The 13,278-nt window shown below is 76.0% G+C and carries 11 protein-coding genes and 1 pseudogene; 8 read left to right on the top strand and 4 right to left on the bottom strand.

The genetic code is table 11. The features are described from left to right. Window positions 1–39 precede the first annotated feature (39 nt). Window positions 40–1,572: an AMP-binding protein gene (locus QE405_RS19035; RefSeq protein WP_307204197.1), complete on the top strand. Its 1,533-nt coding sequence runs from the start codon at window positions 40–42 to the stop codon at window positions 1,570–1,572. A 21-nt stretch (window positions 1,573–1,593) separates the two neighbouring features. Here QE405_RS19035 and QE405_RS19030 read toward each other — a convergent pair whose 3' ends face one another. From QE405_RS19030 to QE405_RS19020, 3 genes are all read right to left on the bottom strand, one after another. After that, window positions 1,594–1,848 carry a hypothetical protein gene (locus tag QE405_RS19030; RefSeq protein WP_307204195.1) on the bottom strand — a complete coding sequence of 85 codons (255 nt, stop codon included), beginning with the start codon at window positions 1,846–1,848 and terminating at the stop codon, window positions 1,594–1,596. 87 nt (window positions 1,849–1,935) lie between these two features. Further along, window positions 1,936–2,598 carry a response regulator transcription factor gene (locus tag QE405_RS19025; protein ID WP_307204193.1) on the bottom strand — a complete coding sequence of 221 codons (663 nt, stop codon included), beginning with the start codon at window positions 2,596–2,598 and terminating at the stop codon, window positions 1,936–1,938. Next, window positions 2,595–3,836, bottom strand: a complete 1,242-nt coding sequence (locus tag QE405_RS19020) for a sensor histidine kinase (RefSeq protein ID WP_307204191.1) — start codon at window positions 3,834–3,836, stop codon at window positions 2,595–2,597. Before QE405_RS19020 ends, QE405_RS19025 begins: the two co-directional genes overlap by 4 nt. Before the next feature lie 174 nt (window positions 3,837–4,010). Here QE405_RS19020 and QE405_RS19015 point away from each other — a divergent pair, with 174 nt between their 5' ends. The 6 genes from QE405_RS19015 to QE405_RS18990 all read left to right on the top strand — a co-directional run bounded on the left by QE405_RS19015 (window position 4,011) and on the right by QE405_RS18990 (window position 11,909). Then, window positions 4,011–5,384, top strand: a complete 1,374-nt coding sequence (locus QE405_RS19015) for a cytochrome P450 (protein ID WP_307204189.1) — start codon at window positions 4,011–4,013, stop codon at window positions 5,382–5,384. 68 nt (window positions 5,385–5,452) lie between these two features. Next, window positions 5,453–6,652 (top strand): sensor histidine kinase, encoded by a 1,200-nt coding sequence (locus tag QE405_RS19010; RefSeq protein WP_307204187.1) that lies wholly within the window; start codon window positions 5,453–5,455, stop codon window positions 6,650–6,652. Between the two features lie 23 nt (window positions 6,653–6,675). Continuing rightward, window positions 6,676–7,404, top strand: coding sequence for a response regulator (locus QE405_RS19005; protein ID WP_307204185.1), 729 nt, complete (start codon window positions 6,676–6,678; stop codon window positions 7,402–7,404). Window positions 7,405–7,424: 20 nt separating this feature from the next. Further along, window positions 7,425–8,297: a serine hydrolase domain-containing protein gene (locus tag QE405_RS19000; RefSeq protein WP_307204183.1), complete on the top strand. Its 873-nt coding sequence runs from the start codon at window positions 7,425–7,427 to the stop codon at window positions 8,295–8,297. A gap of 265 nt (window positions 8,298–8,562) precedes the next feature. Continuing rightward, complete coding sequence (locus QE405_RS18995) at window positions 8,563–9,378, top strand: ABC transporter ATP-binding protein (RefSeq protein ID WP_307204181.1); 816 nt, start codon at window positions 8,563–8,565, stop codon at window positions 9,376–9,378. Continuing rightward, window positions 9,375–11,909 (top strand): ABC transporter permease, encoded by a 2,535-nt coding sequence (locus QE405_RS18990; RefSeq protein WP_307204180.1) that lies wholly within the window; start codon window positions 9,375–9,377, stop codon window positions 11,907–11,909. Before QE405_RS18995 ends, QE405_RS18990 begins: the two co-directional genes overlap by 4 nt. A 22-nt stretch (window positions 11,910–11,931) precedes the next feature. Here the strand turns inward: QE405_RS18990 and QE405_RS18985 are convergent, their stop codons facing one another. Beyond that, window positions 11,932–12,228 carry a YciI family protein gene (locus QE405_RS18985; protein WP_307204178.1) on the bottom strand — a complete coding sequence of 99 codons (297 nt, stop codon included), beginning with the start codon at window positions 12,226–12,228 and terminating at the stop codon, window positions 11,932–11,934. Between QE405_RS18985 and QE405_RS18980 the strand changes: the two are divergent. Next, window positions 12,121–12,780, top strand: a pseudogene (locus QE405_RS18980) (ArsA-related P-loop ATPase); the annotation flags it as partial. The gene QE405_RS18985 and the pseudogene QE405_RS18980 sit on opposite strands and share 108 nt — an antisense overlap. Window positions 12,781–13,278: the final 498 nt, after the last annotated feature.

The following is a 13,278-nucleotide window of genomic DNA, read 5'->3' as shown; positions in this document are numbered from 1 at the left end:
CCGCGTAACTGAGCGAGCGTTCGTTTAGAAGGAGCTGGAGTGGACTTCCCCGACACCCATGCGGAGCGCACGCCGGACAAGGTGGCCTACGAGCTCGGCGCCACGCAGGTGACCTACGCCGAGCTGGTGGACGACTCGATCCGCATCGCCAACCTCCTGCGCGAGCGCGGCATCGCCGACGGTGACGTGGTCGCGATCCTGCTGCCCAACGTCGTCGGCCTGCTCGAGGTGGCCTGGGCGGCCCAACGCTCCGGCCTGCGCTACACCGCGATCGCCGAGCGCCTGACCGTCAACGAGATCGCCTACATCCTGGCGGACTCGGGCGCCCGCGCCCTGTTCACGGCCACCAGTCACGCCGCCGTCGCCGCGGCGGCGCTGGCCGAGGTGGACCGCCCCGTCGCCGCCTTCACCGTCGACGGCCCCGCCGCGGGCCACGAGGACGTCTTCGAGGAGCTCCGCCCGCTGCTGGCGGCGCAGCCCGCTCGGCCGACCGGCCCCGAGCGCGAGGGCGTCGACCTGCTCTACTCCTCCGGCACCACCGGGCGCCCCAAGGGCGTCGCCGCGACCCTGCCGAACGCACCCCTCGGCACCGCCCCGGGCACCGCCCCGTTCCTCCAGGCGACGTGGGGCTTCGACGCCGACACGGTCTACCTCTCCCCCGCCCCGCTCTACCACGCGGCCCCGCTCCGCACCTCGATGACGGTGCAGCGGTTCGGCGGCTCGGTGGTCGTCATGCCGAAGTTCGACGCCGCCGAGGCCCTGCGCCTCGTCGAGGCGCGCCGCGTGACGCACACCCAGATGGTGCCCACGATGTTCGTGCGGATGCTGCAGCTGCCCGAGGAGGTGCGCGCGGCCGCCGACCTCTCCTCGCTCCGGGCCGTCATCCACGCCGCCGCACCCTGCCCGCCCGACGTGAAGCGGGCGATGATCGACTGGGTCGGTCCGATCGTGGACGAGTACTACTCGTGCACCGAGGCCATCCTCCTCACCGTGATCCGCTCGGCGGAGGCACTCGAGCGGCCGGGCTCCGTGGGCCGCGCCGTGCTGGGCACGCCCCACGTCCTCGACGCCGACGGCAACGAGCTGCCGCCCGGCGAGCACGGCACCATCTGGTCGGAGGGCGGACTGGACTTCAGCTACCTCAATGCGCCGGAGAAGACCGCGGCCACGCGCGACGAGCGCGGCTGGCGCACGGTCGGCGACCTCGGGTACGTCGACGCCGACGGCTACCTCTACCTCAGCGACCGCCGCGAGGACCTGGTGCTCGTCGGGGGCGTCAACGTCTATCCCCAGGAGGCCGAGAACGTCCTCGTGGCGCACCCCGACGTCGCCGACGCCGCGGTGTTCGGCGTGTCGCACCCGGAGTACGGCGCGGAGGTGCGCGCCGTCGTGCAGCTGCGGCCGGGCCTCGACCCGAGCCGGGAGCGCGCCGAGGCGCTCCTCGAGCACGTGCGGGAGCGCCTCACCCGGGTCAAGTGCCCGCGCACCCTCGACTTCACCGAGGAGCTGCCCCGCACCCCGACCGGCAAGCTGCTGCGCCGCGTGCTGAAGGAGCAGTACGCCGCGGGCTGACCCGCGCCGTGGACCGAGCCGTCAGGGCTTGGTCCACTTCGGGTGGTTGCGGTCGCCCTTGCACACCCAGCGCTTGTGGTTCTTGTCGTAGCCGCTCTTGCCGTAGGACTTCTTCGGGCAGAACTGCCCGCCCTTGATGCACGTGCCGCTCGACGTCTTCGTGCAGGACGCCGCGGCAGCGGCGGGGGCAGCAGGGGCGGCGGAGCCGACGGCCGGGGCAGCGACGAGCCCGGTGAGCACGAGCAGGACGGCGGCGATCAGGGTGCGGAACCTCATGGCACGCACGCTAGGAACCCGCGCGGCCCCTGTCCCCCGGATTCCCCGAAGTGGCTCCGGAGGTCTGGACCGGACCCGGCGGGTCCGCTACCCGCCGGGACGCACCAGGCCGGTGTCGAAGGCGTGCACGACGGCGGCGGCGCGGTCGCGGAGCCCGAGCTTGGTGAAGATCCGGCCGACGTGGCTCTTCACCGTCAGCTCGGAGATGGTGAGCTCGGCCGCGATCTCCCCGTTCGTCAGCCCCCGGCCGATGGCACGCAGAACCTCGGTCTCCCGCTGGGTGAGCACGTCGAGGCCCACCGACGACGCGGGGGCCACGGCGCGGTACGTCGCGAGCACGCGACCCGTCACCGTCGGGTCGAGCCACGAGGCGCCCGCGGCGACGGCGTGGGCGGCGCGCACCAGGTCGTCGGCGGGCGTGTCCTTCAGGCAGAAGCCGGCCGCTCCCGCCCGGAGCGCACCGGACAGCAGCTCGTCGTCGTCGAAGGTCGTCAGCACGAGCACGGGCGGGGCATCGGCCTCCTCGCGCAGCGCCGCCGTCGCCGCGATCCCGTCGACGCGGCGCATCCGCAGGTCCATCACGACGAGGTCGGGACCGTGGGCCGCGACCGCCGCGGGCACCTCGTCGCCGTCGTCGCACTCCGCGACGACCTCGAACCCCGCGCGGCGCCGCAGGATCCGGCGCAGCCCCGAACGCACGAGCTCCTGGTCGTCGACCAGCAGCACGCGGACCGGTGGTCGCTCGCTCACCGCGCCACCTCCGCCTCGACGACCCACCGCACGACGCCGCCCTCGCGACGTCGGCCCGCCCGCAGCGTGCCGCCGAGCCCGGCGACGCGCGCGGCCATCCCGTCGGTGCCCGACCCGTCGGTGCCCGGGACCGCGCCCGGAAGCACCTCGTTGACGACGCGGAGGCGGGCCCCGCGGCGTACGTCGACCTCGACCTGCACCGGCGCGCCCGGTGCGTGCCGCGCCGCGTTCGCCAACGACTCCTGGAGCACCCGGTAGAGGCCCAGCCCGAGCGCGGGCGGCACGGCGGCGAGGTCGCCCTCGACCGCCGCCTCCACCGGGAGGCCCGCGGCGCGGACCTGCGCCACCAGGGCCGGCAGGTCGCGGGCGTCGGGCAGAGCGTGCCGGCCCTCGCCGTCCCCCCGGGCCAGGAGGCCGACGGTGCGCCGGATGTCCGCCATCGCGCGGCGCCCCACCTCCTCGGCGTCGGCCAGCGCCTCGCACGCCTCGCGCGTCGCCTCGTCGAGCGCCGCGGGCCGACCTTCGGCGGCGTCGGCGACGCCGTCGAGGAGCACCTGGCGCGCCCCCGCCACGTGGAGGACGGTCACGCTGAGCGAGTGCGCGACGAGGTCGTGGATCTCGCGGGCGATCCGCTGCCGCTCGGCCAGCGCCGCCCGCTCCGCCTCCTGCGAGCGGGCCGCCCGCTCGGCCGCGAGGGCCCGCATCTGCGTGCGGAACCAGTAGCCAATGACCGCACCGAGACAGACCTCGAGCACGCCCACGACGGCGCCGCCCGGGTCGGCGGAGGTGCCGAGGAGCGGGCCCGGCAGCACCACCGCGACGCCGATGGCGGACGCCGCCGCCACGGCCCCGACGCGCGCGCTCGTCGCTGCTGTCACGTGGGCGACGAGGAAGGCCAGGGACACGGGCAGGAAGTCGGCGAGACCGGTGGCGACCACGGGCAGCGCCGCGATCCACGCCGCACCGACGAGCCCGGCGGCGAGGTCGACCCAGGCCGGCACCCAGGCGTGGACGTGCGCCTGCACGACGAACGGCGCCGCCACCACCGCCACGGCGAGCAGCGCCGGCGAGAGCAGCGCGTCGCGCTGCGCCAGCGCCACGAGCGCCGCGGCGACCTGGGCGAGGACCGCCGTCGTGCCGATCCACCAGGGCGCCGCCAGCCCGTGCCGCAGGGCCTTGTCCTCGATGCGGGCGCGCACGCCGGCGGGCGGGCGCGGTACGCCGGGGGCTCCCTCCACAGGGGCACCCTAGGCGGGCGCACGCGCGTCCGACATCCCTCCACGACACCCGGCGTTCCCCGGTCCGTCTCCTCCCACGGGAGGAGACGGACACCCTGCCGTCGACCGATGCGCCGTTCCCCCGCGAGCCCTAGCGTGGGGGAGCACGCGCCCGCACCCCGAGGAGGACGAGACATGCCCCTGCTGCTGGACCGCGCCGAGCGCGTGCCCACCGGACGGGACCCCGTCGGCGACGTCCGGGCGGCGGCCCGCTGGGTGGGCGAGCACGCACTGACCCGGGCGTTCTTCGAGCACGCGGCCCGGAGCGGGGAGCTGTTCGCGCGGATCGACTGCGACCCGGCCCTGCGCGCGGACCCCTACCCGGCCTACGAGGAGCTGCGCTCGCTCGGCCGCCTCGTCCCGGGTCGCATCGTCTCCGCGACGACCGACCACGCACTGACGACGGCCCTGCTGCGCCACCCCGACGTGCGTGTCGGCGCCGGTCTGCGCGAGCTGCCCGGCCCCCTCGGCGCCCTGGCCCGCTGGGGCACCGACCCGTGGGCCGCCGGTCCGATCGACCCGCCCTCGCTGCTCGCCACCGACGGGGTGGACCACGTCCGCATGCGCCGGCTCGTCAACCGCGCCTTCACCGCCCGGCAGGTGCGCGCCCAGGAGGATCTCGTCACCGCCACCGCCGAGCGGCTGCTCGACCGGATCGAGCGGGCGGGGGCAGAGCGCACCGACCTGGTGGACGCCTACGCGGCGCAGCTCCCCGTCGCCGTGATCGGCGCCATCCTCGGGGTGCCCGAGCGCGACCACCGCCAGCTCCTCGCCTGGGGCAACAGCGCCGCCAGCCTCCTCGACCCCGGGCTGCGCTGGGGTCGCTACCGCCGTGCCAGCTCGGCCGTGCGCGCGATGCACCGGTGGGTCACCGAGCACGTCGAGGAGAAGCGGCGCCACCCGGGCGACGACCTGCTCAGCCAGCTCGCCCTCCTCGACGGCGACGGCGACGAGACCCAGCTGACCGACCTGGAGCTGCGGGCCGTCGCCCTGCTCGTGCTGGCCGCCGGGTTCGAGACCACCGTCAACCTCATCTCCAACGCCGTCGTCCTGCTCGAGGGGCACCGGGACCAGCGGGAGCGCGCCCTCGCCGAGCCGGACCTCTGGGCGGGCGTCGTGGAGGAGACGCTCCGCTTCGACCCGCCGGTGCAGAACTCGCTCCGTGTCGTGCCGCACGACCTCGAGGTCGAGGGCGTCGAGATCGCGGGCGGCACGCCCGTGCTGCTGTTCCTCGCCGCCGCCAACCGCGACCCCGCCGTGTTCGACGACCCGCAGGTGTTCGACATCGCGCGCCCCAACGCGAACGCCCACCTCGCCTTCTCCTCCGGTGCGCACTACTGCCTCGGCGCGGCCCTCGCCCGGGCCGAGGCGCGGATCGCCCTGCAGATGCTCCACGAGCGGTTCCCCGACCTCCGCGTCGACGGGTCCCCGCAGCGTCGCGAGACCCGCGTGCTCCGGGGGTTCGAGCGGCTGCCGGTCGCCCCCGGGCGGGTCGCCACCCGCGCCTGACGGTCCCCGCCCGCGTCCACCCGCGGGGGGACGCGCGGGGCCGGGGCGGCGCCGTACCCTCGGCGACCATGAGCACCGCGCCAGCCCTCCCCCGGCAGCCGCGGCGGCTGGGGCCGCGGGGCGAGGCGTGGTTCGACCGGGGCCTCGCGGTCGGCCTCGCGGGCCTGAGCCTGCTCATCGGGGTCGCCGCGGGCGCGCCCGACTGGGCGCTCCTGGGCGTGCTGCAGTGCGCACCGCTGTGGTGGCGACGCCGCTCCCCCGTGGCCGTGTACGCCGCGGTGGCCGCCGCCAGCGCCCTGCAGGTGCTGCTCGTCGACATGCCGCTGTTCTCGCAGCTCGCGTACCCGGTCGCCGTCTACGCCGTGGCCCGCTTCTCCACGGCGGTGGCGGGGACCGTCGCCCTCGGCGTCGGTCTCGTGGCGGCCGCGACGGCCGCCTGGGACTGGACCTCGCCGTACGTGGACCCCGTCGACTACCCCCTGCAGCAGGTGGTCAGCTACGCGACCACGATCGGCGTCATGGTGGTCGCCGCGTGGGCGCTGGGGACGCTGGGGCGCACGCGGGCGGCGTACGTCGACGCCCTGCGCACCCACGCCGAGCAGGTCGCCCGGGACGCCGAGCAGCGCGCCGAGCTCGCCGCCTCCGACGAACGGGCCCGCATCGCCCGCGAGATGCACGACGTGGTCGCGCACGGCTTGTCGGTGATGGTGGTGCAGGCGGACGGGGCGCGGTACGCCGCGGCGAAGGACCCCGACGTCGCCACCGCCGCGCTCGGCACCATCGCGGCGACCGGTCGGGAGTCGCTCGGCGAGATGCGGCGGCTGCTGGGGCTGCTGCGGTCCGAGCAGACCGGCACCCGGCCACAGCCCGGCCTCGACGACGTGGCGGGCCTCCTCGAGCAGGCCCGTGCCGACGGGCTCCCGCTCACCGTGCGGCTGCCCGACCCCCTGCCGGCGGTGCCGACGGGCACGGGCCTCGTGGTCTACCGGGTGCTGCAGGAGGCGCTCACCAACGTGCGCCGTCACGCCGGTCCCGTCCGCGACGTCGAGGTGGTCCTCGACGCGGAGCCGGGCGGGCTCGTCCTGCGGGTCACCGACGACGGGCGGGGGGCGGCGGCCGGGGGCGCGGGCCCCGGCGAGCCGGGACGGACCGGCGGCGGCCTGGGGCTCGTGGGGATGCGGGAGCGGGTGCGCGCCACCGGCGGCACCCTGGCGACGGGCCCGCGGGGTGGCGGCGGGTTCGAGGTCGTGGCCCGGGTGCCGGTGTGATCCCCCGGTGTGAGGATGACCGCGTGAGCGTCCCGCCGATCCGCGTCTTCCTCGTCGACGACCAGCAGATGGTGCGGGCCGGGTTCCGGATGCTCGTCGAGAGCCAGGACGACCTGACGGTCGTCGGCGAGGCCGGCGACGGCGAGGAGGCGCTCCGGTTGCTCGCCGCCCCGACGGGCGCCGACCGGCCCGTCGCCGACGTCGTGCTCATGGACGTGCGCATGCCGCGCCTCGACGGCGTCGAGGCCACCCGGGCGCTGGCCGCGCGGGCCGACGCCGGGGCGCCCGTGCCCCGCGTGATCGTGCTGACGACGTTCGACCTCGACGAGTACGCCTTCGCCGCCCTCAAGGCCGGCGCCTCCGCGTTCCTCCTCAAGGACGCCACCCCGCCCGACCTGCTGGAGGCCGTACGACGCGTGCACGCCGGCGACGCCGTCGTCGCGCCCTCCACGACCCGCCGCCTGCTCGACCACGTCGCGGCGACGCTGCCGGACGGGTCGGACCGCGGCGTACCGTCGTCCGCGGCCTCGCACGTGCCGCACCCGCGGCTGGCGACGCTGACCGAGCGCGAGGCCGAGGTGCTGGAGCTCGTCGCCCGGGGTCTGTCGAACGGCGAGATCGCCGCCGAGCTCGTGCTCGGCGAGGCGACGGTCAAGACCCACGTGGGGCGGCTGCTCGCCAAGACCGGCTCGCGCGACCGCGTGCAGCTCGTCGTGCTCGCCTACGAGGCGGGCGTCGTGGGGCCGGGCTGACGCGGATGGGAGACTCCCCCGTGTCCCACGCCCAGCAGCTCCTCGACCTCGTCGTGCGCGCGGCCGAGGAGGACGGCTTCGGCGCGCACGCCGCCCACGTCCTCGTCGGCGACGAGACCGCGCGCCACCTGTGGGCCGAGGACGTGCGCCGCGACGTCCACTCCGCCGCCAAGGCCGTCTGCGTGCTGGCGGCGGGGATCGCCCACGACGAGGGCGTCTTCGACGTCGACGCCCCGGTCGCGCGGTGGTTCCCCGGCCACCCCGTGGGCGCGGGGGTCGAGACCGTGACGACGCGGCACCTGCTCGGGATGACCAGCGGGATCGACCTCCCCTGGTCGGAGACCCTGCTGACCGACTGGCCGGACCTCGCGCTCGAGCTCCTGTCCCGACCGTCCGCCGGGCGGGTGTTCCAGTACTCCAACGCGAGCACCTACACCGCCATGCGCGCGCTGGGTACGGTCGTGGGGGACGTCGCCGCCTGGCTCGGCCCGCGCCTGTTCGAGCCGCTCGGCATCGACGCCCCGCCGTGGGACCGCTGCCCGCAGGGGTGGATCGCCGCCGGCGGGGGCCTGCACCTGACGGTCGACGAGCTCGCCCGCATCGGGCGGCTCATCCGGGACGACGGTCGGTGGGAGGGCACCCGGCTGGTCTCCGCCCGGTGGCCGCGCGCGATGCGGACACCCTGGGTCGAGCGCGAGGCGCACCCGTCCTACGCGCGGTACTCCCTCGGGGCCTGGGGCGGGCCGGGCGACGCGTGGCGCCTGCACGGCGCCCACGGCCAGCTGGTCATCCTGCGCGGCGCGATGGTCGTCACCCTGACGGCCCACGACCACGCCGGCGCCGACCGGATGGCGGAGCGCGTCGTCGAGGCGTGCAGGGCGGCGCCGGGCTGAGGAAAGTGCGCGCCGGGGAAAGAAAACGCGGACCGGGAGGCCTCTTGGATCGATCCATCCGAGGCTCCGGTCCGCGTTCTCTTTCCCCCGGGCCCCGACCGGTCCGCGTTTTCTTCCCCCGGGCCGAACCCGCCCGGGCCTGCCGCCTCCACCCACGGGTGGACCCGGGGTCCACCTCGGGTCCCACGCGCGTCGTACCACCGCCCGCGAGGATCAACCGCTCGCGTGACGACGCCGGGGGTGCGCCGTCCCTAGCGTTCCCACCATGTCCACCACACCCTTCACCGACCTGGTCCAGCCCGCCCCGACCACCCCCGCCCTCGCGGCGAGCGCCCGGGGCCTGACGAAGACCTACGGCCGGGGCGACGCGCAGGTCCACGCCCTGCGCGGCGTCGACCTCGACGTCCCGGCCGGCCGCTTCACGGCGGTCATGGGCACCTCGGGATCCGGGAAGTCCACCCTCATGCACTGCCTGGCGGGGCTCGACCAGCCCTCCGCGGGGTCCGTGACCATCGCCGGGCGCCGGCTCGACGGCCTCGGCGACGACGACCTGACGCGCTTCCGGCGCGACCACGTCGGCTTCGTCTTCCAGGCCTTCAACCTGCTGCCGATGCTCACGGCCGGGCAGAACATCCTGCTGCCGTTCGAGCTCGCGGGCCGGAAGGTCGACGCGGGCGTCCGGGCGCGGTACGACGAGGTCGTCGCCACCCTCGGGCTCGGCGACCGGCTCGGGCACCGCCCCGGCGAGCTGTCCGGCGGCCAGCAGCAGCGGGTGGCGATCGCCCGCGCGCTCGTCGCGCGGCCCGACATCGTCTTCGCCGACGAGCCGACGGGCAACCTCGACTCGGACACGTCCGCGGAGGTGCTCGGGTTCCTGCGGCGCTGCGTCCGCGAGCTCGGCCAGACGGTCGTCATGGTGACGCACGAGCTGGACGCCGCGGCGTACGCCGACGACGTCGTCGTGCTGGCCGACGGCACGGTGCGGGCGCACCTCGTCGAGCCGGACGCGGACCGGCTGGTCGCGACGCTGCGGCCGGGCAGCACGGTCACCACGGGTGGTCACGGGGGTGCCGCCCGATGAGGACCGTGCTGCTCGCGTCGCTGCGGACGCACACGCGCCGCTACGTGGCCGCCGTGCTGGCCGTCGCCATCGCCGTCGCCTTCGTCGTCGTGACCGACGCGATCGCCTCGGCGGCGCGCGGCGGGCTCACCGACGAGGTGGGCAAGCCCTACGAGCGGGGCGACCTCGTCGTCACCGGCGGGGGCGTGGCCTCGTGGCCCACGAACGAGGGCGTCGAGGCCGTCGTGGCCCTGGCCGCCGACGAGGGCGACAGCGCCGCACCCCTCGCCGACGCCTGGGTGCCGGTCAGCCGCACCGACGGCACGTCCGTCGTCGAGGACGCCCCGGTCGGCACCTGGCCGGCCGACCCCGACCTCGTGTGGCAGGACCTCGTCGAGGGGCGCGGTGTCGAGGCACCCGACGAGGTCGTCGCGGACGCCTCCCGCGCCCAGGCCGACGACCTCGGGATCGGCGACGAGGTCGTCGTCGGCACCGGCGACGCGGCGACCACCCTCGAGGTCGTCGGCCTGGCCGACCGCACCACGTTCACGCCGAGCGCCCTGTGGGCCGACTTCTCCGTGGTCTCCTCGTTCGACGGCTGGGCGGCGGAGACGGTGACCTACGCCGTCGGTCCCGACCGCGACGTCGCCGACGTGGCGGCGGAGATCGCGGCGCTGGGGAGCGACGCGAGCACGGTCGGGGACCTCGGCACGTTCACGCCCGCCGAGGTGGCCGACGACCGCCTGCAGACGGCGAACCAGCAGGTCGACGTGCTGTCGATGGTGGTGCTGCTCTTCGCGGCCGTCGCCGCCGTGGTCTCCGTGATGGTCATCGCCAACACGTTCTCGATCCTCTTCGCGCAGCGCCAGCGCGACCTCGCGCTGCTCCGGTGCGTGGGCGCGACGCGCCGGCAGGTACGGCGCTCCGTGCGCCTCGAGGCCCTCGTCGTCGGCCTGCTGTCGTCGGCCACGGGCCTGCTGGTGGGCGCCGCGATCGGCTTCGGCGGCGTCGCGCTCCTGCAGGCGACCGTCGACTTCCCGCTGGGCACGCCGCAGCCGTCCCCGGTGTGGTGGGGCGCGGCCTTCGTCGGCGGGGTGCTGACGACGGTGGTCGCCGCCTGGGTGCCGACGCGCACCGCCACCCGGGTCAGCCCGCTCGCCGCGCTGCGACCCGCGGCGGCGCCGAGCGTGCGCACCGCGGCCGGTCGTGCGCGGATCGTCCTCGGCCTCCTCGTGCTGGGCGCCGGCGTGGCCGGCCTGACCGCCGCCGTCTCCGCCGCCGACATGGTGGTGATGGTGGCCGGCGGCACCCTGTTCTTCGCCGGCGTGGTGCTGCTCGGCCCCGTCCTGGTGCCGGCGGCGCTGCGGCTGGTGGGCCTCGTCGTGCGGCGTACCGGGCCCACGGCGCGCATCGCCGGGGACAACGCGGTGCGCAACCCGCGGCGCACGGCGGCGACGACCGCCTCCCTCCTCATCGGGGTCACGCTGACCACGGCCGTGCTGACGGGCATGGCGAGCGCCCGGGCGGCGACGGACGCGGAGCTGGACGAGCAGTACCCGGTCGACATCACCGTCGCCACCGAGGAGGGTCCGATCGACGACGCGCTCGCCGAGCGCGTCACGGGCCTCCCGGGGGTCGAGGCGGCGCTCGTCGTGCCGGGCGGCGAGGTCGCGGCGGCGCCGGTGCTCGACGCGACCGTCGCCGGGCTGCCGGTCGACCAGCTGTTCGCGGACGAGGCCCTGCCGGTGGTCGCGCCGGGGGCGGCGGCCGACGCCGACACGGCGCTGGACGAGGTGGTGCGCGGCGACCGCGGGATCGCGCTGCCCGCGGACGACGAGATCCTGGTGCCCTCCGGGCTGACCGGGGAGACGGGCCTCACCGAGCGGCTCGAGGTGAGCACGCCGCAGGGGTCGGTGACGCTGCGGGCCCGCTACGTCGACGGCGCCTGGGGCACGGCGGCCATCGTCGCGCCGGACACCCTGGCGACGCTGCTGGGCGACGACACCGCGCCGTACGCCGCGTGGTTGCGCGTCGACGGCGACGGGCTGGACGACCTGCTGGCCGACCTCGACGCGGCGACCGCCGGCACCGGGGCCTCCGTGACGCCGCTCGTCGAGCAGCGCGACTGGATCAGCCGGCAGCTCGACATCGTCGTCATCGCGGTCGTGGGGCTGCTCGGGATCGGGGTGCTCATCGCGCTGATCGGCATCGGCAACACGCTCGGCCTCTCGGTACTGGAGCGGTCGCGGGAGAACGCGCTGCTGCGGGCCCTGGGCCTCACGCGCCGGCAGCTGCGCCGCACGCTGGCGACCGAGGGGGTGCTGCTCTCCGTGGTCGCGACGCTCATCGGCACGGCCGTCGGGGTCTACTTCGCGGTCGTCGGCGTGCAGGTGATGGTGCAGCCGTCGATCCCCGAGGCGGCGCTGGTGCTGCCCTACGGTCAGCTGGCGGCGGTGGTCGCGGTCGCCGCGCTCGCCGGGCTCGTCGCCTGCGTCCTCCCGGCCCGCCGCGCCGCCCGCACCGCCCCGGCCGCGGGGCTGACGGCGGACTGAGCGCCTCGCTCGCGCCGAGTTGTCAGGCGAACGCGTCCTTGCCGGGGCCGAGGACGGGCAGGTACTCGCGCACGACCTGGTCGACGACGACGCCGAGCTTCACGAACGGGTCCTCCGCCGTGAGCGCGCGCACGTCGTCGGCCGAGTCGCCCCGGAAGAACAGGAGGGCGCCGGCGGGCTCGTCGGCGCCCCAGGGGCCGGAGACGACCATGTGGCCGGCCTCCGCGAGACCGGCGAGGTACTCCCGGTGGCTGGCGCGCTCCGCGTCCCGCAGGGCCACGTCGTCGGAGTAGGTGTAGGTCACCGCGTAGATGCTCATGCGGGCATCCTCCCAGGGCCCGCTGGCTATGCTGCGCGCGTGTCCGCCGACGATCGCCCCGGGCCCGACTGGCCGGGCGTGCAGCTGCACGTCGTGACCGGCAAGGGCGGCACCGGGAAATCCACCGTGGCCGCCGCGCTCGCCCTCGCCCTGGCCTCCCGGGGCAAGGAGGTGCTCCTCTGCGAGGTGGAGGGTCGCCAGGGCATCGCCCGGATGTTCGACGTCGACCCGCTGCCCTACGAGGAGCGTCGGATCGCCAAGGGCCTCCCCGCGGAGCCGAGCGGCGCGGCCGGCACCGTGCACGCGCTGCACATCGACGCCGAGTCCGCGCTGCTCGACTACCTCGCGATGTACTACCGCCTCGGCCGTGCGGGGCGCGCCCTCGACAAGTTCGGCGTCGTCGAGTTCGCGACCACCATCGCGCCCGGCGTGCGCGACGTGCTGCTCACCGGCAAGGTCTTCGAGGCGGCCAAGCCGGGGCGACGCGGCAAGAACGCGCGCCAGTACGACGCGGTCGTGCTCGACGCTCCCCCGACCGGCCGCATCACCCAGTTCCTCAACGTCTCCGACGAGCTGGCCGGGCTGGCCAAGGTCGGGCCCGTGAAGTCCCAGGCCGACCTCATGATGACCCTCTTCCGCTCGTCGCGGACCGCCGTGCACTTCGTGACCGTGCTCGAGGAGATGCCCGTGCAGGAGACGGCCGACGGCATCGCCGACCTCCGCCGCACCGGGCTGCCCGTGGGCGGCGTCGTGGTCAACCTGACCCGCCCCGACGAGCTGGACGCCGACGACCTCGCGGCCGTCACCGCGGGTACGGCGCAGGCGGCGCCCCTCGCCGAGGACCTGGGCGCCGCCGGGATCGACGGCGGGCCCGACGAGCTCGCCGACCTCGCGGAGCACCTGCTCGCGCAGGGTCGGGACCACGCGGAGCGCAAGGCGCTCGAGGACGCGCAGCGGGCGCTGGTCGCGACGTACGGCGTCCCCCACCTACGAGCTCCCGCGCATGGCGGGCGGCGTCGACCTCGGCGGGCTCTACGAGCTGGCGGGGCA

It is taken from the genome of Nocardioides zeae, from assembly GCF_030818655.1.
Lineage (GTDB): Bacteria > Actinomycetota > Actinomycetes > Propionibacteriales > Nocardioidaceae > Nocardioides > Nocardioides zeae_A.
The sequence above is the reverse complement of the archived record's forward strand: the minus strand, read 5'-3'. Positions and strand labels throughout refer to the sequence as shown.

Coding starts and splice junctions, on each gene's coding strand:
- QE405_RS18995 (WP_307204181.1), top strand. CDS start 8,563: ATGTCCACCACACCCTTCACCGACCTGGTCCAGCCCGCCCCGACCACC.
- QE405_RS19010 (WP_307204187.1), top strand. CDS start 5,453: ATGAGCACCGCGCCAGCCCTCCCCCGGCAGCCGCGGCGGCTGGGGCCG.
- QE405_RS19015 (WP_307204189.1), top strand. CDS start 4,011: ATGCCCCTGCTGCTGGACCGCGCCGAGCGCGTGCCCACCGGACGGGAC.
- QE405_RS18985 (WP_307204178.1), bottom strand. CDS start 12,228: ATGAGCATCTACGCGGTGACCTACACCTACTCCGACGACGTGGCCCTG.
- QE405_RS19030 (WP_307204195.1), bottom strand. CDS start 1,848: ATGAGGTTCCGCACCCTGATCGCCGCCGTCCTGCTCGTGCTCACCGGG.
- QE405_RS18990 (WP_307204180.1), top strand. CDS start 9,375: ATGAGGACCGTGCTGCTCGCGTCGCTGCGGACGCACACGCGCCGCTAC.